Source organism: Erwinia sp. AnSW2-5, from assembly GCF_045107195.1.
Lineage (GTDB): Bacteria > Pseudomonadota > Gammaproteobacteria > Enterobacterales > Enterobacteriaceae > Erwinia.
On the sequence record NZ_JBJGXA010000014.1, the window covers coordinates 48,881 to 73,637 of the forward strand.

22 protein-coding genes are annotated in these 24,757 nt (G+C 55.3%); 9 read left to right on the plus strand and 13 right to left on the minus strand.

The features are described from left to right. Window positions 1–24: 24 nt before the first annotated feature. The 3 genes from fecA to fecI all read right to left on the minus strand — a co-directional run bounded on the left by fecA (window position 25) and on the right by fecI (window position 4,000). Entirely contained in the window at window positions 25–2,394 is a 2,370-nt protein-coding gene (gene fecA, locus ACFL9S_RS12420) for a TonB-dependent Fe(3+) dicitrate receptor FecA (RefSeq protein WP_405262218.1), read from the minus strand. Between the two features lie 113 nt (window positions 2,395–2,507). Then, the gene (gene fecR, locus ACFL9S_RS12425; RefSeq protein WP_405262276.1) at window positions 2,508–3,476 is read right to left on the minus strand and encodes a ferric citrate uptake sigma factor regulator FecR; all 969 of its coding nucleotides are present in this window, start codon (window positions 3,474–3,476) and stop codon (window positions 2,508–2,510) included. Next, entirely contained in the window at window positions 3,476–4,000 is a 525-nt protein-coding gene (gene fecI, locus ACFL9S_RS12430; protein ID WP_405262219.1) for a ferric citrate uptake sigma factor FecI, read from the minus strand. The genes fecR and fecI overlap by 1 nt, the downstream gene beginning before the upstream one ends. Window positions 4,001–4,172: 172 nt before the next feature. Between fecI and ACFL9S_RS12435 the strand changes: the two genes are divergently transcribed. Then, window positions 4,173–4,595: a hypothetical protein gene (locus ACFL9S_RS12435; protein WP_405262220.1), complete on the plus strand. Its 423-nt coding sequence runs from the start codon at window positions 4,173–4,175 to the stop codon at window positions 4,593–4,595. 172 nt (window positions 4,596–4,767) lie between these two features. On the opposite strand, the gene lldD is transcribed toward ACFL9S_RS12435, so the two are convergent. From lldD to ACFL9S_RS12460, 5 genes are all read right to left on the minus strand, one after another. Next, window positions 4,768–5,913, minus strand: a complete 1,146-nt coding sequence (gene lldD / locus ACFL9S_RS12440) for an FMN-dependent L-lactate dehydrogenase LldD (protein WP_405262221.1) — start codon at window positions 5,911–5,913, stop codon at window positions 4,768–4,770. Beyond that, the gene (lldR, locus tag ACFL9S_RS12445) at window positions 5,910–6,680 is read right to left on the minus strand and encodes a transcriptional regulator LldR (RefSeq protein ID WP_405262222.1); all 771 of its coding nucleotides are present in this window, start codon (window positions 6,678–6,680) and stop codon (window positions 5,910–5,912) included. The genes lldD and lldR overlap by 4 nt, the downstream gene beginning before the upstream one ends. After that, window positions 6,677–8,329, minus strand: a complete 1,653-nt coding sequence (lldP, locus tag ACFL9S_RS12450; RefSeq protein WP_405262223.1) for an L-lactate permease — start codon at window positions 8,327–8,329, stop codon at window positions 6,677–6,679. Before lldP ends, lldR begins: the two co-directional genes overlap by 4 nt. Window positions 8,330–8,584: 255 nt before the next feature. Beyond that, window positions 8,585–9,019, minus strand: coding sequence for a DoxX family protein (locus tag ACFL9S_RS12455; protein WP_405262277.1), 435 nt, complete (start codon window positions 9,017–9,019; stop codon window positions 8,585–8,587). Between the two features lie 208 nt (window positions 9,020–9,227). Next, entirely contained in the window at window positions 9,228–11,429 is a 2,202-nt protein-coding gene (locus ACFL9S_RS12460; protein WP_405262224.1) for a TonB-dependent siderophore receptor, read from the minus strand. Window positions 11,430–11,803: 374 nt separating this feature from the next. Between ACFL9S_RS12460 and ACFL9S_RS12465 the strand changes: the two genes are divergently transcribed. From ACFL9S_RS12465 to ACFL9S_RS12480, 4 genes are read left to right on the plus strand one after another with little or no spacing between them, the layout of a single operon-like run. After that, entirely contained in the window at window positions 11,804–12,745 is a 942-nt protein-coding gene (locus ACFL9S_RS12465) for a siderophore ABC transporter substrate-binding protein (protein WP_405262225.1), read from the plus strand. After that, window positions 12,746–13,705 carry an ABC transporter permease gene (locus ACFL9S_RS12470; RefSeq protein WP_405262226.1) on the plus strand — a complete coding sequence of 320 codons (960 nt, stop codon included), beginning with the start codon at window positions 12,746–12,748 and terminating at the stop codon, window positions 13,703–13,705. After that, complete coding sequence (locus ACFL9S_RS12475; RefSeq protein WP_405262227.1) at window positions 13,695–14,657, plus strand: iron chelate uptake ABC transporter family permease subunit; 963 nt, start codon at window positions 13,695–13,697, stop codon at window positions 14,655–14,657. Before ACFL9S_RS12470 ends, ACFL9S_RS12475 begins: the two co-directional genes overlap by 11 nt. After that, window positions 14,654–15,412, plus strand: a complete 759-nt coding sequence (locus ACFL9S_RS12480; protein ID WP_405262228.1) for an ABC transporter ATP-binding protein — start codon at window positions 14,654–14,656, stop codon at window positions 15,410–15,412. The genes ACFL9S_RS12475 and ACFL9S_RS12480 overlap by 4 nt, the downstream gene beginning before the upstream one ends. Before the next feature lie 43 nt (window positions 15,413–15,455). Here the strand turns inward: ACFL9S_RS12480 and ACFL9S_RS12485 are convergent, their stop codons facing one another. Then, entirely contained in the window at window positions 15,456–15,617 is a 162-nt protein-coding gene (locus ACFL9S_RS12485; protein ID WP_405262229.1) for a hypothetical protein, read from the minus strand. A 345-nt stretch (window positions 15,618–15,962) separates the two neighbouring features. On the opposite strand from ACFL9S_RS12485, the gene ACFL9S_RS12490 reads away from it, so the two are divergent. The 4 genes from ACFL9S_RS12490 (at window position 15,963) to ACFL9S_RS12505 (ending at window position 19,371) form a co-directional block, all read left to right on the plus strand. After that, on the plus strand, window positions 15,963–16,127 hold the full coding sequence (locus tag ACFL9S_RS12490) for a hypothetical protein (protein ID WP_405262230.1): 165 nt from the start codon (window positions 15,963–15,965) through the stop codon (window positions 16,125–16,127). Between the two features lie 72 nt (window positions 16,128–16,199). After that, window positions 16,200–17,426: a hypothetical protein gene (locus ACFL9S_RS12495; protein ID WP_405262231.1), complete on the plus strand. Its 1,227-nt coding sequence runs from the start codon at window positions 16,200–16,202 to the stop codon at window positions 17,424–17,426. Further along, window positions 17,411–17,953 (plus strand): hypothetical protein, encoded by a 543-nt coding sequence (locus ACFL9S_RS12500; protein ID WP_405262232.1) that lies wholly within the window; start codon window positions 17,411–17,413, stop codon window positions 17,951–17,953. The genes ACFL9S_RS12495 and ACFL9S_RS12500 overlap by 16 nt, the downstream gene beginning before the upstream one ends. A 56-nt stretch (window positions 17,954–18,009) precedes the next feature. Further along, window positions 18,010–19,371, plus strand: a complete 1,362-nt coding sequence (locus ACFL9S_RS12505; protein WP_405262233.1) for an MFS transporter — start codon at window positions 18,010–18,012, stop codon at window positions 19,369–19,371. Window positions 19,372–19,519: 148 nt separating this feature from the next. On the opposite strand, the gene yddG is transcribed toward ACFL9S_RS12505, so the two are convergent. The 4 genes from yddG to ACFL9S_RS12525 form a co-directional block, all read right to left on the minus strand. Further along, window positions 19,520–20,431 (minus strand): aromatic amino acid DMT transporter YddG, encoded by a 912-nt coding sequence (gene yddG / locus ACFL9S_RS12510; RefSeq protein WP_405262234.1) that lies wholly within the window; start codon window positions 20,429–20,431, stop codon window positions 19,520–19,522. A gap of 77 nt (window positions 20,432–20,508) precedes the next feature. Further along, window positions 20,509–21,342 (minus strand): PRD domain-containing protein, encoded by an 834-nt coding sequence (locus tag ACFL9S_RS12515; protein ID WP_405262235.1) that lies wholly within the window; start codon window positions 21,340–21,342, stop codon window positions 20,509–20,511. Window positions 21,343–21,361: 19 nt separating this feature from the next. Then, window positions 21,362–22,828, minus strand: coding sequence for a glycoside hydrolase family 1 protein (locus ACFL9S_RS12520; RefSeq protein WP_405262236.1), 1,467 nt, complete (start codon window positions 22,826–22,828; stop codon window positions 21,362–21,364). After that, window positions 22,825–24,657, minus strand: coding sequence for a beta-glucoside-specific PTS transporter subunit IIABC (locus ACFL9S_RS12525; protein ID WP_405262237.1), 1,833 nt, complete (start codon window positions 24,655–24,657; stop codon window positions 22,825–22,827). The genes ACFL9S_RS12520 and ACFL9S_RS12525 overlap by 4 nt, the downstream gene beginning before the upstream one ends. Between the last annotated feature and the right edge of the window lie 100 nt (window positions 24,658–24,757).

The window sequence follows — 24,757 nt, forward strand, 5'->3', positions numbered from 1 at the left end:
CTCCCTGCCCGGTATGACGCAGCATCAGAACTTCACTGAGCCTTGCATATAGATCGTGCGTGGCTGCCCGGCATACAGGCCCTTGTTGTTATCTTCTGCGGCGCGGGTGAAGTAGTTGTGGTCGAAGATATTCTTCACACCCACGGCGAGGTTGAGGTTAGCGAGCTGTGGGCCAAAGTCGTAGTTGGCGCGGGCGCCCCACAGCATAAAGCCGGGAATACGGCCGAGGCTACCGTCCGCACTTTCCTGCTGCGTGTTGACGTTATCGGCGTACTGGCCGGACTGGTATTCGCTGTTGACGTTAAAGGTCCAGTTGCCGCTGAGGTAATCCATCCCCAGCGTGCCTTTATGCTTCGGCGAGAACGGCACCTGATTACCATAGTTGTCGCCCGCCTGGCGAATCACCGCGTTGACATACGCATAGCTGGCCGAGACGGAGAGATTTTCCAGCGCCGGGGAGACGTCGCCGAGATCGTAGCGCAGGCGGCTTTCCAGCCCGCTGTGGCGGGTTTTACCGCGTGATTCCACGCTGTCATCGGTCTGGTTCGACTCGTACTGGTTACTGAAGTTAATCAGGAACAGACCCACTTCTGCCTGTAAGGCCTGGTTATCAAAGCGTGTGCCGATCTCCCAGGTGCGGGCTTTTTCCGGTTCAACGCTGCCGCTGTCGACCGCTTTGCCAATCTGGCTGTACTGCACGGTGCCGAAGGAGCCTTCGGTATTGGCGTACAGATTCCAGGAGTCATTGAGGTGATACAGCACGTTCAGCGCAGGTAACGGCGCGTTGTAGCCAATCTTCTGCTCGGTGTCTTTGTAGTAGTCGTTCTGATACGACTGAATATGCTCGTAGCGCATACCCGGCGTGATGGTCCAGTTACCGACATCAATACGGTCATCAATGTACCAGGCGTGCGCCTCGGTGCCGGACTGGGTATCACGATCGTACGGGCTGTTGCCGGTCGGCAGTTTGCCGCTGCTGGCCGGGCTGAAGTAGCGCACTTCGTGGGTGGATTCACTCACATAGCGGTAACCCACGCCGACTTCATGGGCGGTTTCCCCCAGCGTGAAGCTCTGGCTGTAGCGCGGTTCCACACCGCGCACCCAGTATTCACGCGGTGACAGCGTCAGGTTTTTTCCCTGATCGAGGTAACCGCTGCGCAGCGTGTTGGTGTAGAAGGTGAGAATATTGAATTTGTGCTGCGTATCTGGCTGGAACTGATAGCCGAAGCTCGCCAGCTGGCGGCGACCCCAGAACTCATCATACGGACGGGTGGACTGGAAACGGTCTGCATTGTACGCCGCACGCGTCAGGCCGCCCGGCATCTGCGCCCGGCCTTCGTAGTATTGCAGCAGGCTGGTAAAGGTGTGCACCTCGTTCGGCGCGTAACGGGTTTTCAGCATCACGTCGTCAATTTTGGTGGAGCTGTGCTCGCGCCAGTCGCTGCCGCGGGTGCCGGAATAGAGCAGCGCCGCACCCAGGCCATTATCGGCGGTGCCGCCCATCATAAAGTTGCCGCTGCCTTTCGGATCATGCTGGCTGGAGGTCGGGCTTTGCAATCCTTCCATTCCGGCTTCAATGCCAAACTCTTTCGGGATGGCGCGGGTGACAAAGTTAACCACACCGCCCACGCTCTGCGGCCCGTAGCGTACGGCACCGCCGCCACGTACCACATCCACCGCATCCATATTGCCGAGCGACACCGGGGCCAGCGACAGCTGCGGCTGGCCGTAAGGGGCAAATGGCACCGGGATGCCGTCCATTAGAATGGTGGATCGGCTGGCGAGACGCGGGTTGAGGCCACGAATACCAAAGTTCATCGCCATATCGTGGCTGCCGGTGCCGTTATTTTCCGGGGCGTTCACGCCAGGGATACGGTTCAGCGCTTCACGCATGGTGGTGGCGCCGGTTTTGATAAATTCATCGCGGCGGATCACATCGCGCGCACCGGCATGTTCAAACACGTCATTTTCACGCGCGTCGGCCAGCCAGTCACCGACCACGGTAAGCGTGCTGGCAGGGACGGCGACCGCCACGGCAGGCGTCAGGGTATAGGCGTTATTGCCCAGCGCTTTGGTTTGCAGGCCGCTGCCGTCGAGCAGGGTTTGCAGACCGTTATCCACCGAGTAGCTGCCGTTCAGGCCGGGGCTTTTTTTACCCTGGGTCAGGGAGGCATCCACCGACAGCGTGATGCCGGAGTGGGCTGCGAACTGATTCAACGCGCTGTCGAGATCCGTTGCCGCAATCTGGTAGTTCAGGGCGGCGGCCTGCGTGGTGGCCGCTATAACGAGCGGCGAGGCCAGCAGCGCCACAGGAACAAGGGCACAGTGAATAGCGAAAGCCAGAGGTGTTGCTTTGTTAACAGCGCGCTTGATGCGGGCGCAGGAATCAGACATGACCGTCTCCGAAAGAAATCATTTTTGTGTTGTGTACTGAAGGAGTCGGACGAGGCGATCAAAAGGGACAATCGAAATGAAAATATTTCTTATTTTTATTCAGGGTTGTCGAATTACGCGGCGCTAACCTTGACCCAGTAACGGCTCATGGTCTGAATTTTAATCGGTAATGTCTGCGCCAGCACCCGCAGTAACCGATCGGTATCCTGGAGCGGGAAGGTGCCGCTGACGCGCAGGTCGGCAGCGCTGGCATCGCAGCTCAGTATTCCGTGGCGATAGCGTGCCACCTCGGCAATTACTTCTGCGAGGCGACGATTGCTGACGCTGAGCAGGCCGCTCGTCCAGCTGATATCGCCAGGGGTTAATGCCCGCAGTGGCTCGAAAGCCTGTGCGCTGAAGCGTAGCGTTTGCCCTTCCGGTACGCGCAATATCTGCTGCGGATCGGCATTGAGCGTCACTTCCACTGCGTGTTTCTGCACGGCCAGCTGTGTCTGGTTTTCCCACTGGCGCACGCTGAATTCGGTGCCGAGCGCGCGCAACATCCCTTCACGAGTGGCAACCAGGAACGGCCGCTGTTGCGCATCTTTCGCCGTGGTGATGGCGATTTCACCTTGGTTGAGATGCAGTAACCGCTGCTGCGTGTTGAAGGCGATCTGCACGGCGCTGGCGGTGTTCAGCTGTAATTGCGATCCATCATCCAGCCTGACCAGACGCTGCTCACCGGTGCCGGTGTGGTAGTCGGATCGCAGGCCAACGCCCGTGGGAGACTGCCACAGCTGCCAGCTGGTGCCGCCGACGCCCAGTAGTACCAGCAGGGATTTCAGTACCCGGCGGCGCGTGAGCTGCGCGTTTTGGTGTGCCTGATTCAGCGTCTGATAACCGAGGTGGCCGGGCATGCTTTTCAGCTGGCCCCGCAGTGATTCCACGCGCTGCCAGGCCCAGCGATGATCTTCATGTTGCTGATACCATTGCAGCCATTTGCTGCTCTGTTGCGGGGTGATCTCGCCAGCGCACAGCGTGGCGAACCAGTGTGCGGCCATTTTCAGCGCCTGCTTCTGCTGATCGCTCACTTGTTCATGCATCATGCCAGCTCCTGCTCCAGCCGGAACAGCAGGCAGTGTTCGGTGGCCTTCGCCATGTATTTTTTGACCGAACTGACGGAGACATTAAGCCGTTCGGCAATCTGCGGATAGGTCAGTCCTTCCAGCTGTGACAGCATAAATGCCTGGCGAACTTTGGCCCCTAAGCCGTCGAGCATCGCGTCGATCTGTTGCAGCGTTTCCAGCAGTTCATGCTGAAGATCGGGGGAGGGCATCTGTTCTTCCGGCAGCTGTTCCAGCATCGCCAGCCAGGCACGTTCCAGCGCATTGCGGCGGAAGAAGTCGACCATCACCCGACGGGCAATCGTACAGAGGAAGGATTTTGGCTCGCGGATATCCTGGGCGCTGCCACCGAGCAGCACCCGAACAAAGGTATCCTGTGCCAGATCGTCCGCATCAGACGCGGAACCCAGCTTGTGCTGCAACCAGTGGCGCAGCCAGCGATGGTGGTTCTGATACAGGTTGGCGAAAGCATCGGCAGCAAGCGGCGCTGCTGGCATTGACATAAAAGGTTACACAGCCCGGCAAAAAATTAACGCTGAGAGGATAATTGATAATGGTTATCATTACAATGGTGGCAATTTGTGCGGGTGTGAGCGGGCAAAAATTCGTAAAAAAACGAGGACCAGGCCAGCGCTAAGCGTATTACGCTACGCAGGGAAGGAGGAACATGACCCTATGCGTAAGTCATTTAAGATATTTAGCGGAATCATTATCGTGGTTGCCATTGCGCTCACCTGCGCCTGGCCCTGGATTAAAATGGACTTTGCCGGGAACGCTCACTATACCGGGCAGGATAAACGGGAATATGATTTTTATACGCCTGACATACTCAAAAATATGCCGCGCATCTCCCCCCGTTATTCGTTTGATTACACCAACATCACCGGGCCTGCAACGCATGTGCATGCCATGAAATTTTACGATACAGATACCACTCGTGAGGTTGAAAACTATCTGGCGTCTTTGGGGTACAGGCAAGTTAAGTGTGATGTTGACGCAGTGTGTTGGCGTAGCACCGACCCTGAGGAAGCCATTGATGTCGACATATTGAAGGGTGAGAAAACCGTTATTGTGCAGGTGGTTTATCACTTCACATAACCGTTTCGGCGGGAGAGTGCTCGCTGTGGGGTTTAAAACCTCCACGGCATCTCAATCTGATGTAGGGGGCGATCATCTTTTCCGATCGCCCCGTGCTGATGATGTGCGCTACAGGTTGGCTCCGCGTCACTGGCGGACCGAAACAGAGGGCCGCCACGACGCCAGAGGGATGTTAACCTAAGCCATTCTCCACCAGCGCGGAACGCGAAATATCGGCCACCGATTTCATGCCGGTCAGCGTCATCGCCACGCGCATCTCTTTCTCGATCAAGGTCAGCAGATTCTCTACCCCGGCCTGGCCTGCGGTTGCCAGCGCATAAAGATACGCGCGGCCCAGCAGCACGGTATCCGCGCCCAGTGCAATCATCCGCACCACGTCCAGCCCGTTGCGGATGCCGCTGTCGGCCAGAATGGCGATATCGCCTTTCACCGCATCGGCAATGGCGGGCAGCGCCCGCGCCGTTGACAGCACGCCGTCCAGCTGACGGCCGCCGTGGTTGGACACCACAATGCCGTCGGCACCGAAGCGCACCGCATCGCGTGCATCGTCAGGATCGAGGATGCCTTTGATGATCATCGGGCCATCCCAGAACTCGCGGATCCACTCCAGGTCGCGCCAGGAAATCGAGGGATCGAAGTTATTCGCCAGCCAGCCAATATAATCTTCCAGTCCGGTCGGTTTACCGAGATAGGCGGAGATATTCCCCAGGTCATGCGGCTTGCCGTGCAGCCCGACGTCCCAGGCCCACTGCGGATGGGTAACGGACTGCAAATAGCGGCGCAGGGCGGCGTTCGGGCCGCTCATCCCTGAATGTGCATCACGGTAGCGTGCGCCAGGCGTGGGCATATCAACGGTAAACACCAGCGTGGAACAGCCTGCGGCTTTGGCTCGCTCCAGCGCGTTGCGCATAAAACCGCGATCTTTCAGCACGTAGAGCTGGAACCACATCGGGCGGGAGATCGCCGGGGCGACCTCTTCAATCGGGCACACCGACACGGTGGAAAGGGTAAACGGAATGCCCTTCGCGGCGGCGGCTTTCGCGGCCTGCACTTCACCACGGCGGGCGTACATACCGCACAGCCCGACCGGGGCCAGCGCCACCGGCATCGACAGCGTTTCGTTAAACAGCGTGGTTTGCAGGCTGAGGGTGGACATATCGTTCAGCACGCGCTGTTTTAGCGCGATCTGCGCCAGGTCGTCGACGTTACGTCGGAGCGTGTGTTCTGCATAAGCCCCACCGTCAATATAGTGAAACAGGAACGGGGGCAGGATGCGTTTGGCTGCGGCGCGGTAGTCGGTTCCGGCTGAAATAATCATCGATTGTCTTCCCTTGTGAGATCGGTATCGTCATCCGGCAGGCGGGTGCTGCGCTGCTGCCGGGCTTCATTTTCATGCAGGGTTTTGAGGGTGGTTTGCACAAAACCCAGGTGATTTTTCGCCGCCTGGCTGGCCCGTTCCGGGTCGCCCGCGAGGATCGCCAGCAGCAGCTCTTCATGCTGCTCCGTTAGCCGGGAAAAAATCGTCGGTGCGGTGTACATGCGCTGGCGGCTGTGCGCCACGGAGGATTGCAGCAGATCGAAGAAGCCGCGCATGGTCTGCAACAGCACCACGTTGTGCGAGGCTTCAGCAATCGCCAGGTGAAAGCGCACGTCGGCCTGGGTGGCCATCACTGGCGACAGGCTCTCCTGCTGCTGGATGGCATCAAAACAGCTTTGCAGCTTCTCTTTATCAGCATCGGTCGCCCGCAGCGCTGCATACCAGGCGGTACTGGCTTCGATAGCATGACGTGCTTCAAGAATATCGTTGCGGTAATCCGGGTCATCGGCCACCAGCGCTTTCAACGGCTGGACGATGCGTTGTTCCGACCACGGCGGCGGCGCTTCACTCAGGTAGTAGCCGCCGCCGTGGCGGCTGAACAGTACTCCTTCGCCGACCAGTTTTTTCAGCGCTTCACGCAGTGATGAGCGTGACACCGCCAGTTCCTCAGCCAGCTTACGTTCGGCGGGCAGACGGGTGCCTGCCAGCAGCTGACGTGCGGCAATCAGCGCGCGGATGCGTTCGATAAGCGGGCCGGAGGACGTCATGGGATCATCCAGGTCAGCACGTAGGCCTGCAGCGTGGTGATCACGCCAACCATGCAGGTGAAGATCAGGCTGTGTTTCACGGTAAAGCGGAACAGATCCGACTCTTTCCCGACCAGCCCCACCGCCGCACAGGCAATGGCAATCGACTGCGGAGAGATCATCTTACCGGTCACGCCGCCTGTGGTATTCGCCGCCACCAGTAACAGATCGGACACCCCAATCTGCTGCGCCGTGGTGGCCTGCAAGGCGGCAAACAGTGCGTTAGACGAGGTATCCGACCCGGTCAGGAACACGCCCAGCCAGCCAAGGAACGGCGAGAAGAACGTAAACGCAGGGCCGGTATGAGCCAGCGCCAGTGCCAGCGTGGCCGACAGCCCGGAGTAGTTAGAGATAAAGGCAAAGGCCAGCACCATACCGATGGAGTAGATCGGCAATGCCAGCTCTTTCAGCGTGCTGCGGAATGTCGAGAGGGCATCGGCAGGTTTCATCTTCAGATAGACGATGGAGATCAGCGCCGCCACGATAATCGCGGTGCCGGTGGCCGACAGCCAGTCGAATTTAAACACCGCTGCGTAAGGCGTGATGGCATTGACGACAGGCGGCATCTTCGCCACCAGCTTGTCGAGGAACGGGATAGGGATATTCACTACCAGGTTGTAGAGCGCGCCGCCAGGGGCAAACAGCGCCTTAAACGGGGGAATGCTCCACAGCGTGACGGTGGCCGTCAGGAACAGGAACGGCATCCAGGCGCGGACAATCTGCCCGGTGCGGTATTTTTCCACCACCAGCGGCTGTTCAACGCTGTTATCCGCAGGCTTAAAGCGAAAGATGCGTACCGGCTTCCACACGCGCAGGAACAGCGTCAGGCACACCAGTGAGACCAGCGAAGAGATGATGTCCGGCAGTTCAGGGCCGAGGAAGTTCGAGCTGAGATACTGCGCGAGGGCGAACGATCCCCCGGCGACGATCACCGCAGGCCAGGTCTCTTTGATCCCGCGCCAGCCATCCATGATCGCCATGATCCAGAACAGCACGATCATGGTCAGAAATGGCAGCTGGCGGCCAACCATCTGGCCGATCTCGAAGCTGTCCAGTCCCGTGACCTGCCCGGCAACGATAATCGGTATCCCCATTGCGCCGAAGGCCACCGGTGCAGTATTGACGATCAGGCACAGGCCCGCCGCATACAGCGGATTAAAGCCAAGGCCGACCAGCAGCGCGGCGGTGATCGCCACCGGCGCACCGAACCCGGCGGCCCCTTCAAGAAAAGCACCAAACGAGAAGCCGACAATCAGCATCTGCAAACGCTGATCGGGGGTGATCGACAAAATTGAGGCGCGAATAATATCGAACTGCCCGGTTTTCACCGAAATTTTATACACAAAAACGGCGGCGATAATAATCCAGGCTATCGGCCATAGGCCATAGAAGAAGCCATACACCACCGAAGCCAGCGCGCGATCCACCGGCATGCGGTAAAGAAACAGCGCCACCATCAGCGCCAGCACCACGGTGATGGTGGCGGCCAGGTAGCCTTTCAGCTTGAGCTTAATCAGCGCAAAGAAGAAAAACACGATCGGGATGGCGGCGATCAGGCTGGATAGCCAGATATTGTTGAGCGGATCGTAGACTTGTTGCCAGGGTTGCATGCAGGGTTCTCCAGAGTTTTTTCTCCCCCTGCTGATTATGGTCCTACCAATTCAGCTGTCTGGGGTTAACAGCTGCTGATAGTTAATATTTTGTTAGTTGAATACAATGATTGTTGCTTGATTTTTGCTTTTTTGTGGCCGGGATGGTTCTTTTTTTACGATTGGTAGGACCATATTAAGCAGGGAGGAGAGGCCAGGCTGAGGAGATAAAAAAACGCACCCGGGGCGGGTGCGTCTGAACAGGCTGATGCCGGGTTAACGCCAGGCGCTGTTGCCGACGACCGAATATTTGCCGCCGCCCTGGAACAGGATCACCAGTGAGGCGAACGCAAAGAATACCATGCTCTCAATCGCCCAGGCACCGACCGGGCTGAGGCTGAAGGTGTCGCCAATACCGGCCAGCAGCCAGGCCACCACCATGGTGCCAATCAGGGTCAGGGCCGACAGGCGGCAGAGAATGCCGAAGATCAGCAGCAGCGGTGCCACCACTTCTCCCAGCAGCACGCCGTAACCGATAAAGGATGGAAGGCCGTGTGCGGCCAGCATGCCCTGAATGCCACCAATGCCGGAATGCAGCTTATGCCAGCCGTGGAATAGCATCAGGCCGCCCACCGTCAGGCGCAGCAATAATTTGGCAAAATCAGGATGAGAAAACATCTGGTTAAAGCGGGTAAGCGTATTGGCTATCATCATTGTTATTCCCGTGTGAGGTTATCATCAGATAATACTCATTCTCATCTTTTGGCATACGACTAGTGACGGAAGCGTTGTCCGAAGTCAAAAAATGCGGGAAAGAGTGGGACGTTTCAGGAAGGGCGGTGATGGGTTCAACGGGCTGACCGGAACAGAAGGTCAGCCCTTACGGGAATTGTGTTACGCCGTGTTGTTGATTCTGCTATCAGAAGCCCATCGTTACACCCGCATAATACGCGCGGCCCGGCTCGTTATAGGTAGAAGCGCCGTCGTTTTCACGGTAAATCTTCTTATCAAACAGGTTGCTGACGCCGCCTTTCACGCTTACGTCTTTGGTGAATGCGTAATTGAGGTTCAGCCCGACAACGGAATATGCACCGATCTCGGTCGTGGACATCGGCGAATCGATTTCCATGCGGCTTTCCACGAACTCACGCGGTTTCTGGCGTCCGTACAGCGTCCAGTTCAGCTCGGTGGAGAATTTATCGGTAATCTGATAATCCAGCATCGAGTTGATAGTGTACTTAGGAATGATCGACAGCGGGTTGCCGGTTTTCTTGTCTTTCGACTCCAGCATATAAGTGGCATTGGTGCGCCAGTCGAGCACGTCACTCACCACCGGAATGGTCAGGCTGGCTTCCAGCCCTTCCACCAGCGCTTTGCCGCCATTTTCCCATTGCAGGATATTCCTGTCATCGGAGGCGGTGCCAATCAGCTCGGTGCCGGAGACAATTTTATTTTTGTAGTCATTGCGGAACCAGGTGACACCGGCTGCATAGCCGTCGGCAGCAAACTCCAGCCCCAGCTCTTTATTGACGCTGACTTCTGCATCCAGATTGGTGTTACCTAACAGGTAGCAACCGACACCATTGTTAATGCCTGAAGGGCAGCCGTTACCCCGGGTGCCCAGCAGATAGCCTTCGCTTGACTGGTACAGGTTCGGGGCTTTAAACACCCGCGCAATACCGGCTTTCAGTTTGAACCCTTCACCCAGATCCTGAGAGAAGTTGAAACTCGGGCTGAAGTTACCGCCAAATTCACTGTGGTGATCAAAACGCAGGCCCGGGATCAGGAAGGTGCCTTCCCACGGCTGGATGTTGTCTTCGAAATAGAGTGCCGCCGTGGTCGCGCTGTTCTTGCTGCTGCGATCGGCAGGATTGCCCGACATATCACCGATGATAACGCCGCTGGCGTTGGTGGCCGACATCGAGGCGCTATCGTCCAGTTTTTCGTGGTTCCACTCGGCGCCAAGGGTGACGGTCTGCTCAATCCAGCGGTCCAGCGGGATATTGGCCTCCGCGCTGGCATGATAGTTTTCCAGGCGGCTGGTACTGTACTCGTCGCTGTTAATCATCCCTTCCACACGGCCAGTAGAGCCTTCTTTCAGGCGTGTGTTATTGGTTTTTTCATAGTTGAAGGCGAGCTTAGAGTCGCCCCATTCCCAGAAGCCATTATGGGTCAGGCCGTAAGACTGACGGTACAGGCGGTTGGTCTCGGAACCGTACAGCGAGTCGACCAGGCCACCGGGGCTGATGTTGCCGTTGCTGTACTGGGTATCTCCGGCGTAGATATTGCCCTGGCGGCTGTAGCCGTAGCTGAAGTCGAGGATCTGCGATGGCGTCATTTTCCAGGAAACCAACGCATTAATATCTTTGTTGCGCACCCCTTCACGGCCTGCGGCATAAGATCCGTTTTGCGCCTGGTTGATATCGGCGGCATCGGCGTCGGTTTTGTTGAGGTTACCGTACAGGCGCATGGTCAGTGCATCACCGGCCAGCGGGCCGCTCAGGCTGAAGTTGGTGCGTTTCGTGTCGCCTTCTTTGCTGTTTTCCGGCTGATTGGTAAACAGGGAAAGTGAGCCGTGCCAGTCCTGGGTTGGACGTTTGGTATGGATGTTAATCACGCCGCCAGCGGCACCGGAGCCGTAACGGGCAGCGGCCGGGCCACGCAACACTTCAATGCGCTCGACCATTTCAGCAGGCACCCAGTTGCTGTCACCACGGGTATCACGCTCACCTTTCCAGCTGTAACGCACGGAGTTACGTGAGCTGACCGGCACGCCGTCAATCAGGATCAGGGTGTTTTCCGGGCCCATGCCGCGAATATCAATCTGGCGGTTATTTCCCCGGCTGCCGTTGGCGCTGTTTCCGGTCAGGTTGACCCCGGGCATTTTGCGGATGATGTCGGATAAATCGTTAACCGGCGGGTTCTTAGCGATATCCTCTGCCGTAATGATAGAGACGCCAGGCTGTTGTTTTAACTCCTGTTCCGCTGTTTTATGAACGGTCAAAACATCGTCATCTTTGCCATCAGTCTGGGTGTCGTCGGCAGCGACGGCTGTTCCGGCAATCATCGCTGTCAGTAAAAGCGCCAGAGGGTGTAATCGAAAGCGTCCATTCCAGGTCATCGCATCATCTCAAGTGTAATACCCATCATATCGAATTATTGTGGGCATAATTTTGTAAGTGAATGTGCATGATAACGATAATTGTTATCATTTCTATCCTAGTTAGTACGAATCCTTAAAATCTCCACAATTGGGTGCTTTTGTCAGTAAAGGTAAGGGTTTTTATTTTATCCTTTTATTAACAGCAGGTTAAGGTGAGCATCTTTTCTCCATAATCTGCTTAATTGATCCGAATTATGGATTTTGGCTTTTTTTTGCACAGTAAATAACCCGTTCTGTCTATCCATCCCGCCATGTAGCCGTTATTATCCGGCAACAAAATCAAACGCGAATCGTTCTCATTTTTGCTACTTATCTGATTCTCAGGAGAGAAAATGCGCTTCCCTCAGGCCTTCGCTTTATCGCTGTTTTCCGTCTTGCTTGCCTGTACGCCTGCGACCTTTGCCGCTGATGCACCTGCACTGACGGTCGTTCATGCGCAGGGTTCCACTGCCGTGCCGCAACATCCGCAGCGCGTGGTGATCCTCAGCCCGGCAACGCTGGATATTGCTGATGCCCTGGGGATTAACCCGATGGGTGTGCCACAAACCAGCGCGCACTATCCGCAGCATCTGGCGAAGTACAGCGGTAAGGCGTATCTGAATGCCGGTACGCTGTTTGAACCCAACTTTGAAGCCCTGAGCAATGCCAAACCCGACCTGATTCTTGCCGGCGCCCGTGCTCATGATGCCTACGATAAGCTGAGTGAAATTGCCCCGACTCTCGCACTGGATCTGGACCCGAAACACTTCGTGCAGAGCCTGACCGAACGCACTGAACAGCTGGGTGCGATCTTTGGTAAAGAGGAGAAAGCGCAGCAGGTGATAGCGGCGTTTAACGCACAGATTGCCGACCTGCGTAAAGAGTCGGCCACCGCCGGTAGCGCGATGATGCTGATGATTAACGGCGGCAAGATCAGCGCACACTCACCGGGTTCGCGTTTTGGTTTTATCTACGATGTGCTGGGCTTTAAACCGGCCACGGCTTTCCCGGAAACCGGTAAACACGGTAATGCGGTCTCCCCTGAATTCATTATGGAAGCGAACCCTGACTGGCTGTTTGTGCTGGATCGCGACAGCGCCATTGGCCGCAAAGAGGGCGCGTCCGCACAGCAGGTGCTGGATAACCCGCTGGTGCGTAAAACCAATGCCTGGAAAAAACAGCAGGTGGTGTATCTCGATTCCGGTTCGCTTTACATCGCTGGCGGTATTCAGAGCTACAGCAATCTGATGACCCAGGTGAAGCAGGTGCTGGATAAAACGAAAACTCAGCCGTAAATGAAATCCGTCGCCTTTATTGCAGGCCTGGCATTACTGCTGGGCCTGATTGTTTGTAGCCTGTTTGTCGGCGTCAGCCGCGTCACACTGATCAACCTGTGGTCAGACCCTTCAATGCGCGAGATCCTGTTGATCAGTCGTTTTCCCCGCACCGCCGCGTTGCTGCTGGCGGGAAGCGCGATGAGCGTGGCAGGGCTGATGATGCAGATGCTGACGCAAAACCGCTTTGTTGAGCCTTCAGTGGTCGGCACCACGCAGTCTGCCAGTCTGGGATTGCTGCTGGTGATGATCATCAGCCCCGCAGCCCCCATCATGCTGAAAATGGGCGTTGCCACGCTGTTTGCCCTCGCCGGTACGGCGTTGTTTATGCTGCTGATCCAGCGTATCCGTATGAAATCCTCCCTGATGGTGCCGCTGGCCGGCATTATGCTGGGGGCGGTTTTCAGTTCGGTTACCACTTTCCTTGCGATGAAGTTTGACCTGCTCCAGTCACTGGGCGGTTGGGAATCTGGTGACTTTTCCAGCGTGATGCAGGGCCGCTACGAACTGCTGTGGGCGGTGGGAGCGATCACGCTGCTGGCGGCGCTGATGGCCGACCGTTTTACCGTGGCGGGCATGGGACGTGACTTCGCGGTGAATGTCGGGCTGAGCTATCGCCGCGTGATGCTGATCGGGATGGCGATGATCGCCATGATCAGCGGCGTGGTGGTGGTGGTGGTCGGCGTGCTGCCGTTCCTCGGCTTGATTGTGCCCAATATTGTCAGCCTGGCATTGGGTGACAACCTGCGGCGCACCGTGCCCTGGGTGGCGCTGGTGGGGGCGATGCTGGTGATCGGCTGCGATATTCTCGGCCGTCTGATCATCCACCCGTTTGAAATTCCGGTCAGTGCATTGCTCGGCGTGCTGGGCGCGATGATCTTCCTGGTGCTGATTGTGAGGTCGAAACGTCATGCGCACTGATGCCTTGTCGCCTGGCAAACGCCTGCTGTTGCTGGCAACGCTGGTACTGGTGCTGATGGGGGTATTTATGACCCTCGATCTGCACGGCAATATCGCTTATATCCTGCGGCATCGCGGGCAGATCCTCGCCACCATGGTGCTGGTCGGGTTTGCCTCAGGCATCAGTACGCTGCTGTTTCAAACCCTGACCCGTAACCGCATTCTGACGCCGTCGGTGATGGGGCTGGAGTCGCTGTTTGTGCTGATGCAGACGCTGCTGATCTTCGCGCTCGATGTCGGCGGGCTGAATATGCTGGGCAGCGTGGGGCGCTTTATGGCTGAAAGTGCGCTGCTGGTGATGTTTGCCACGTTGCTGTATCGCTGGCTGCTGGGAGGGGCCGGGCTGGATCTGCACCGGGTGCTGTTGATTGGGCTGGTGTGCGGCACGCTGTTCCGCAGTCTCTCGGGCCTGATGCAGCGCCTGATGGAACCGGGGGAGTTCGCGGTGCTGCAAAGCCGCATCTTCGCCACCTTTACCCGTGCCGACAGCGATGTGCTGCTAATTTCCGCCGGGGTGATTGGGCTGGTCGCCATGCTGGTCTGGCGACTGCGTCACCGCCTGGATGTGATGGCGCTGGGGCCGGATAGCGCCATCGCGCTCGGCATTGCCTGGCAGCGTCATGTCACCGGTTTACTGCTGCTGATCTCGCTATTGGTGGCGGTGTCGACCGCGCTGGTGGGGCCAATGATGTTCCTTGGCCTGCTGATCGTCAATCTGGCCTATCCGCTGATAGGCAGCTGGCGTCACGCTTACCTGCTGCCCGGCTGTGTGCTGATTGGCATTATCACGCTGGTGGGCGGGCAATTGGTTCTGGAGCGACTGCTGAATATGGCCGGAACGCTGTCGGTGGTGATTGAGTTTAGCGGTGGGGCATTGTTCATCTATTTACTGTTGAGAAAGGGCGCGAAGTGATCGAAATTAAGCACGTCAGCAAACAGTATGATAATCAACCCGTGTTGCAGGATATTTGTGAAACGCTGCCATCGTCGGGGATAACCTCGATCATTGGGCCAAATGGTGCCGGAAAATCGACGCTGCTCTCGGTGATCAGCCGTTTGCTCAAGGCAGACAGCGGCGAGGTGAACGTTGATGCGCTCGACGTCAGCGATGCCAACAGCGAGAAGCTGGCGAAGGTGCTGTCAGTGCTGCGCCAGGAGAACCATTTTACCAGCCGTCTGACGGTGTGGGATCTGGTGAGTTTTGGCCGCTATCCCTACAGCAAAGGGCGGCTCAATGAGAACGATCGCCAGCATATTGAGCAGTCGCTGGCGTTTCTGGATTTGCTGCCGTTGCGTCATCGCTATCTGGATGAGTTATCCGGCGGTCAGCGCCAGCGCGCTTTTGTGGCGATGGTGCTGTGCCAGGACACGCAATATGTCCTGCTGGACGAGCCGCTGAACAATCTGGATATGAAGCACAGCGTGGCGATGATGAAGCAGCTGAGACGCGCCGCCGATCAGTTAGAGAAATCGATTGTGCTGGTGATCCACGATATTAACTTTGCCTCGGCTTACTCCGACTTTATCCTGGCGATGAAGGACGGGCAGGTGGTTTTTCGCGGTACGCCGGAGCAGGTGATGGTGCCAACGGTGATTGAGCAGATCTTCGATCTGCCCGTGACCGTCGAACAGGTCAACGGCCAGCGTATTGCGATGTATTACCGTTAACGAAGCAGGGTAGGGAAAGCGTCCTGCCCTGCACTTCATTGCATTATCCGTCACCATCGATCTCATTTTCAGCCTCGTGCGCGCACAGAAATGTGTCGGCATCATCGACAGAAACCTCAAAGCGCGCTGTCTCATTAAATTCATCTCCTGAGCCATCGATCGCATCAGTCGGATTGCTATAACAAATACCGGGTTCAATATCCATATTATCAGTCTCCTCTATTGCCAATAAGCCAGCATGGCATAAATAAAAAAATAATAAGTTTGTTTTTTAAGATATAACGGCACCTGTCACAATAATGGTTTTTTTATTTCTGCTTTTCGTTTTTTAATCTTTATTTATAGTGGTTTTATTGAGGTTAATTAAAATAAATATCACGTTATCACTCTGTTATTTCCAGCAACTAAAATATCGTTAAAAGAGGGAGGTGAATTCAGTTATGTTCCTGCTATTGTGTTTGCGTCCTTGGTTGTATTAAGAGATATTTACTTCTTAAAATCTTGCTACCAACTTCCGGTGGTAAGGGTTCTTAATAAAATGGAGATTATTATGAATAAGTTAATTGCAAAGATTACTGAAGATAACAACTGGAAAAAATGGGTTGAGTTAAACTCAACAGGCAATGCGGGTTGTGTATCCGGCGAGAAAAATGGGTGTATATCCGCTAAGCGCGGCTGTATTTCGGTGAAAGCAAAGTCCGGCTGCATCAGCTAATCCGTTAAGTTAAGGCGCTCTGCCATTCGGCAGAGTTCCTCTTTTCCCGATACAATGTCAGAAAATAATTCTATGCTTAATCATCATCAACCCTCAGCAGAAGTCATATCGTATGTCAAAGATATTCCTGTTTATCGGCGTGCTATTGATAACCATTATTTTCCTGTGCTGGAAAAACCAGAAATAGCAAAGAATTTCCCTGAAAACTGGATGACACCTCAGCTTGCCGATGCTCTCGCCTCGGGAAAGGCCGAAATGGTGCTCTCCACCGGAACCCACCATGCAAGAATGCAGATTATCCGGCCTCCTCTGTTTCTGCTTCACTCTTACTATGAATTGTGGCGTCAGCACCCGGATATCGGTGTTACGTGGGCACTGGGCTGTCAGAGGATCTCACTGACAACCATGCTGGCGACGGAGCATGTTGCCCGTGTTAATGCCAAAAAAGGCACATCACAGTCGGCGTTACAACGCCGCAGATTGGATGCGCGCACGCTGTATCTGAATAAGGTGCTGGACCCGGCACGCTGGAGCCGGGATGATGTGGTCGACATGCTGGATGATATTAAATCCATTCAACAGCAGCATCCCGCAGGGTTATATCACCTCGACTGTTCCAGTTATCACTTGATGCATTTACTGTTGAAAATAGCAGAGTTCAATCTGGATGATGATTTCCCGGAGCCTGGAAGTATTGTACATGCTTATGAGTACACGCCATCGAATGTCAGGGCGTTTTTAATCAACCGGTTTGCCTGCCCGGTTATTGACCTGTTCGGCAGCACAGAATTGGGTTACTTATACTATAACGACCGCCAGGGTCGCTATGTGCCATATCTCGACAAAATGGCGATAGAATTGATTCCATTTGTTGCGGGTAGCTCTGTTTATAGTCTTATTGTTTCCAGTGTGCGTAATCCCTATATGCCATTAATACGCTATCGCACCGGGGACTGCGTTCAGACTACCGATGGTACGGCAAATCCCGAGAAAGTCATGCGGTTCTGTGGTCGGGAAAAAGAAATGTTGTTCACGCCGAAGGGGATATTATCACAGGCGGATTTTGATGATTTAATCGCTGCTGTTTCTGGTGATATTTTTATTTACCAGTTAAAGGTGAATGAAGATGACTCGCTGTTGTTGTCTTATACCACATTTGGCCAAAACCCGATTTCATCAATGTTAACTGAAAAACTTCATGGCTTAATTGTTAACTCAACAGGGTTGGATGTGTTGATTACGCACCAGACTCATATCCCCATTGGAAAATCAGGGAAATATGCATGGATACAACAGTAAACCGTCAGAGTGAGATGGGCCGCGCAGGGATCATCACTCACGAAAACCTCAGAGAACTGATTGGTAATGAACTTTATAATGAAACGCTGGAATATACCCTGCGTCAAACAGGATTAGGGAGGACAGAAGCAGAACAGCAGGTCATCGAATGTCTGCGATTTCTTTACCTTATCTCGGCTTTTCCACAGCGATTAGGCGGCCTTTTTCTTCCGGTGGAACAGGCTATTGATGAGGTCTGGCACTTCCTTATTTTGCAAACCCGAGAATACAGAATACTTTGCGAACAGAAGCTGCCCGGGCGTTTTTTCATTGAGCACCGAAGCATGCCTTATAACCAGTATGGTCAGGAACCCGGGCGTGAACAGATGGCGGAAGAGGCGTTACGCTGGTTACCGTTATATCGGGCAACGTTCGGTGGGTTTGATGAATGCTCCGCCCCTTGCTGGACAATGGTCAGGTTTCTCCACGGACAGATGAACATGTCGCTGGAGCACATCAACGCGCTTAATGGCGAAATGGACGAATGACCCAAAAAAACATCGTGGGTTTATCTCAGAAGAGAATGGCCAGGCAGGGGGCATTGGTGGCTATCCTGCTTGCTCAACTGATGATTGTGGTTGACGGTACGGTCATCTATACCGCGCTTCCGGCTATTGCGGCGGAGCTGGGGTTGTCGACCGCCACCCTGTCATGGGTTCCCAATATTTATATGCTGACACTGGGCGGGTTTATCCTGCTGGGGGCGCGCACCGGCGATCTTCTCGGGCATAAGCGCGTGTTTATTATCGCCAATATCGTGTTTATTTTTGCCTCCTGCTCTGCGGGCCTGGCAGACTCTTTCCCGGGAATGCTTATCAGCCGGGCATGTCAGGGGATCGCAGCGGCATTCGTTGCGCCAACGGCATTATCACTGCTGATGCTCCTGTTTATCCACGGCCCGGCCAGAGAGAGGGCGATAGGGTTTTATACCGCTGTATCAGGCGGGGGGAGTGCGTTGGGGCTTCTTGCGGGGGGGATCCTCACCAGCTGGCTTTCGTGGCGTTACGTTTTCTTCATCAATTTGCCGCTGGGCTTCTTGCTACTGGTGGCGGGTTCTCGCTATTTGCCTGCCTCCGACAAAGAGAGGGGGCGCTTTGATATACCCGGCGCATTAACCTGTACAACGGGCATGATTTTGCTGGTGTATGGTTTGGTACAAACCACGCAGTCAGCCGCAAGCCATGTGGTGATATCTCTGATGGCGGCGGCGGCTTTCCTGCTGGTTTTCATCGTCATCGAGCGCAGGGTTTCCCAGCCGATGCTGCCGTTAAGCCTGTTTCGTTGCCCGCAGCGAACGGGCGCTTATCTCAGCAAGCTATTGCTGGTTGGAGGGATGCTGGGGACCTTCTTTTTCCTGACACAATATGCCCAAAATATACTGGGTTTTAGTGCTTTCGATACTGCGCTGATCTTTCTCCCTTTGTCGTTAGCACAGTTCATTGTCGTGATTTTTGCGCTGCCCCGCCTCGCCTCCTGTTTTAGCCACCGCAGTCTGCTGATCGCCGGGCTGCTTGTTGCCTCCTCCGGCATGCTGTGGCTGTACAATCTGGATAGCCGCGCATTGCAATTTGCGGACTTTATGGTGCCGATGCTCTTGCTGGGGACGGGTTCGGGGGCGGCTTTGGTGCCTCTGGCACTGTTTGGTGTGAGCGGTGCTACGACAGCAGAATCAGGAGCAGCGTCGGGGATGGTGAATGTCACCCATTATCTGGGGGGAGCGGCAGGTACGGCAGTTATGCTCGGCCTTTCTGAGGCCGTGCACTCTTTTTTCTCTTCCGGCATTTCCGACGGGCGCCAGATGATGGCCATCTCAGCTTCATGCGCAGCGCTGTTCTTTGCGCTGGCCATCGTTATTTCGCTGCTCACTGCACGCAGGGGATCACCGCGCCATAGTCACCAAATATAGTCACAAACAGCCGTTCGGATTGGTCGATTAACCACCCCAGCAGTGCCAGCCCGGACGTATCAAGCGAGCAAGAGAACGGAATAACGTCGTGCCCAAACTCCCTTGCTGAATGATGAAATAAAGCGGGGCATTGCTGCCCCGTGCGCGCTTACGATGTCTGGCTGGGGCCGCTTGCCAGCGCTTTGGTGCGCGTTGACCACCAGCACAGCAGCGACCCGAGGCTGACCATGCCCGCTCCCTGCCAGAAATTCACCGACAGGCTGGAGTTCAGCAGAAAGGCCGCCAGCACGGCCGAGATCACCGGAATAAAGTAGGAGGCGGTGGCCAGCACGGTGACGTTACCGTGCAATATTCCGGTATTCCAGGCCGCATAGCCAAAGCCCATTGCCATCGCAGCCAGCACCAGATTGATCAGCACAGGCAGGTTGAAGGTCATTTCCGGCTGCGGTGCCGAGAAGTATTTCACCCATAACACCAGCGCGGTCAGCATAAAGAACAGTGTGATGCCGTTACTGCCTTGTGCGATCTTCTTCGTCACCACACAATACATTGCCCAGATGATGGCCCCGCTGAAGGCCAGTCCATAGCTGAGAGGATTAGACGCAACGTTGTGGGCGATCTCCGTATAAGAGAGCTGATGGTCCCCGGCCAGCACCCGGCAAATTCCGGCTACGGATATCAATAATCCGGGAATGATCAACAGGCTGCATTTCTGCCGGGTGACTATCACCGATAATACAATCGTCATGCTCGGCCAGAGATAGTTCACCATACCGACCTCAATCGCCTGGGTACTGGTGTTGGCATATCCCAGCGACAGCGACAGACAAAGTTCATAGCAAACAAACAGCAGGCTGCCTGCGATCAGATAAGCACGTGGGAATTTTTTGATATTCGGGGAGCCCACCGTCAGCATTAACAGCAACGTACTGAGTGTATAAATGATTGCGGCCCCGCCGACGGCACCTAATCCCTCACTGACCCCGCGAATCAGCCCGACAATCGCGCTCCACAGCACGATGGCGATCAGCCCGATCAGCGTTGCTTTTTTTTGTGTCATGGTGGGGTCCCTGCTGTGATGATTTTATCCGTCAGGATTTTACAGGGTAGATCGCCTTTTTACATCGAATTAATGGCTTATGATTCATGATCCGCCAACCGGCTGATATGAATGCCAATCCAGGTTAACTCATCGTTGGGTAAACGGAATTGATATTTTTCCTGAATATAATCGCGCACAGTACAGGCGACCGACATTGCTTGTGGGTGGAACTTGACCATCTCGTGATAAAAATCATCACTGTGTTGTGTCGCAACTTTCTGTGCAATCACCCGCTCGGCGAAATAACGCAGGTGCGTAATAAAACGATTGTAATTAACACTGTTAATATCGATATTTTTATTCAGTTTATATCGGACGATTTCGGCAATACGGTTAACTAACTGAACCTGTTGATGCGCATCCCCACTGTCCGCATCGCCGGAGGCATTAATCAGATGAAAGGCGATATGCACCGCTTCGTCATCATCCAGCGCCACCCGGAAACGGTCGTTGGCGAGATCGCGTGCCTGCACGCCGATCTGATATTCACGCGGGTAATAACGTTTCACTTCCCAGGAAAGCTTATTTGCCAGCGGGTTGCCCGCTTTGCAGCGCTCAACCGCATAGAAAAGATGCTCCGCCAGGGTGAAAAACAGTACGTTGTTCAGCTTCTCAACGTACTGCTTTTGCGCCAGCGCAATGATGTCGTGGGTCAGGTCAAAATACGCGGCCGGAACCGTATCGGTAAGTGAGAGAAAGTGCTGTGTTTTAAACCCTTCCAGCGGGATAAACACCTGTTCGATCGTATTCATATCCACCGCAGCACCGGGTTTGGCACCGAAGCCGATCCCCTTGCCGAACACAATCAGCTCTCGCTGGTCCTGTTGCACCAGCAGCATGCTGTTATTCAGCGATTTCTTCACTTTCATCGAAAGGGTTCCTTGACGGTCAGCTCAGGTCGCTGCCGTTACTGGCAATAACCTGTTGATACCAGTAAAACGAATCTTTACGCAGACGCGCCAGGCTGCCGTTGCCGTCATCATCCTGATCAACATAGATAAAGCCGTAACGTTTGGACATCTGCGATGTTCCGGCGCTTATAATGTCAATGGTTCCCCAGCTGGTAAAGCCCAACAGATCAACCCCTTCGTCTATGGCCGCCTGCATTTGTTCAAAGTGTGATCTGAAGTAGTCAATGCGGTAGTCATCGTGTATCTGACCTTCGACCACCACGTCTTTTGCCCCCAGACCGTTCTCCACAATAAACAGCGGTTTCTGGTAGCGGTCGTACAGTTCCAGCAACGAAATTTTCAGGCCGACCGGGTCAATCTGCCAGCCCCATTCGGACGCAGGCAGGTAGGGGTTTTTCACGCCGAGGACGGTATTGCCCGGAATGCGTTCGGCATCCGGCTGGGTGGACTCGGTGATCGACATATAGTAACTGAACGACAGGAAGTCGACGGTGTACTGGCGCAGGATCGCCAGGTCGTCAGGCTGCATTTCAAGGTGAATGCCGCGCCGTTCCAGGTCGCGCAGGATCAGCGGCGGGTATTCGCCTTTGACCTGCACATCGGTGTAGAAGTAGTTTTCCAGGTTTTTCTTCAGCGTGGCTTCTACGTCCTGCGGATGGCAGGTGCGGGAGTAGGTGGTCAGTTTGGTCAGCATACAGCCCACCTGGCTGCCGGGGATTTTCGCATGGCAGTCACGCGTCACCAGCGCTGAGGCAACAAACTGGTGATGCAGCCCCTGATAGATGTCCTGTACTGCCTGGCCGGGCGCGCATTTCTCTTCGCGGATCCCGGCGGTGGTGAACGGGTGGCGATGAATACTGTCGATCTCGTTAAAGGTCAGCCAGTAGCGCACCAGATCTTTATAGCGGTCAAAGCAGGCATTGCTGTAATGCACAAAGGCATCCACTACCTTGCGATCGACCCAGCCGTTGTATTTTTCACTCAGTTTCAGCGGCATCTCGTAATGCGACAGCGTGACCAGCGGTTCGATGTTGTGCTTACGCATTTCACGGAACAGATCTTCATAGAATTGCAGGCCCGCTTCATTCGGTTCGGCCTCTTCGCCCGACGGGAAGATGCGTGACCAGGCAATGGACACGCGCAGTACTTTGATGCCCATCTCCGCAAACAGCGCGAGATCGTCTTTATAACGGTGGTAAAAATCAATGCCGCGCCGTTTAGGATAGCGTGCGTCGTGGGTGCCGTTCAGCGCATCCTGAATGTTCTCATCGGTCAGCGCCATATGGCCGCTGTAATCCGTCAGGTCGAGATTGGATTTGTGCGCAATGGCATCGGCAACCGACGGGCCTTTGCCCGCGACGTTCCATGCGCCTTCGGCCTGGTTCGCGGCAATGGCCGCACCCCACAGAAAGTTTGGGGGGAAAACCGGGGTGTTCTGTTTCATACCGACTCCTTTAAAGTCATCACGTTACAGGGATGATTGACCGCGTTGGCCGAGGTGTTTGCTGACACCTGATAACGCTCACTGTTGGTCACCACCATGACCACCACCGGATCAAATCCGGCGGCGATAATCGCCTCAAGATCGAACTCAACTAACAGATCGCCGGACTTAACCGACTGATTTTCTTTAACCTTAGGAAGGAAGCCGCGACCGTCCATTTTGATGGTGTCGATGCCAATATGGAAAATCAGCTCCGCACCGTCGCGGGTTAACATGCTGAGCGCATGACCACTTTCAAACACGCTGCTGATGGTGCCATCAGCAGGAGCAAACAGCGCGCCGCGCGTGGGGATCACAGCAATGCCATCGCCCATCATGCCGGAGGAGAACACCTCATCATTCACCTGGGCTAAGGGGATCACCGTGCCCTCTGCCGGGCTGTTGAGCGCGAAGTCACTGACGGCCGGGGTAAGGGGGCTGGCCGCCTGCTGCGGCTCTTCATGCCAGAACAGCAGCGTGGCGGCAAAGGTGAGCACAAACGCCAGTGCCGCACCCAGCAGGGCATAGAGAATATTCGACGGGTTATCGGCGGCCACAAACATCGAGATACTTGCCAGCCCCGGTCCCACCAGTGCGAAGGCTTCCACCGCCATCCAGCCCATAAATCCGCCGCCGATCACGCTGCCGAAAATCACCGCATACAGCGCCTTTTTGTTCAGCAGGGTGATGCCATACAGCGCCGGTTCGGTAATGCCGCACAGGGCGGAAAACGCCGCCGACAGCGCGGTGGATTTCTTCACTTTGTCGTGGCTTTTAAGGGAGATCGCGAAGCAGGTCGCCGCTTCAGCAATGTTGTGGGCCAGTGACGCGGGCAGATAGAGCATCTCCCGACCAAACTGCGACATTGAGGCCACGACGTAAGGGATCATCGGTTTGTGCATCCCGGACGCCACCATAAATGGCAGCACGCCCGCCAGCAGCGCGGTGGCAACAAACCCCAGCTTGCTGAACAGCCAGAGGATCGCTGTCGCCATGCCCGCACCCAGCTCATAGCCCAGCGGGCCGAGGAACAGCAGCGTGACCGGCACCGTCACCATCAGCGACAGCATCGGTGAAAGAAACACCCGCACGGCAGAGGGAGAGTAGCGGTTAAACAGCTTCTCGGTTTGCGCATAGAGCAGTACGCACAGGATGGCGGGAAACACCTGCGAGGCATAGGTGACATTCTTCAGATCGAGGGAGAGAAACTGCGCGCCCTCTGCCAGCTGTTTGGCCATCGCGGGCAGTACCATCACCGACACCGCCGAAACGGCCACCAGAATATTCACCTTCAGCTTGGTGGCGGTGGTGATTGCCACCAGGATGGGCAGAAAGTAGAGCGGGGCGGAACCGATGTTATCCAGCACTTTCCAGGTGGAACTGCTGCGGCTGAGCCAGCCGAACAGATCCAGCAGCAGCAGCAGGGATTTTAGCACCCCGCCGCCAGCAATCGCTGGGATCAGTGGCTGGAAAATGCTGATCACGAAGTCGACAAACCAGGCTCCGGGGCTGACGCGTGCAGAAGCTGCTTTCACGCCCGGCTCACGTCCGGCTGCCATCTCGCGCACCGCGTCATAAATGCCGATCACCTCTTTGCCAATAATCACCTGACACTGCACGTTGACGCGCACGCCGAGAATGCCGGGTACTTTTTCCAGCGCACTTTGCTGTACCAGCCCGTTGTCATTGAGCGTCAGCCGCAGGCGGGTTGAGCAGTGCTCTATGTGGTCAATATTATTGATGCCACCCACCAGGGTAATAATCTGCTTTGCCGTTTCCATGTGGTTCATCTGACGACCCTCTTTTGCGCAAAAAAAAAGACCTGAAGCCCCCCGGTGAGAGAGAGCTTCAGGTCTTGCCTGGTGGATACCAGTGACACGCCTGGGATCA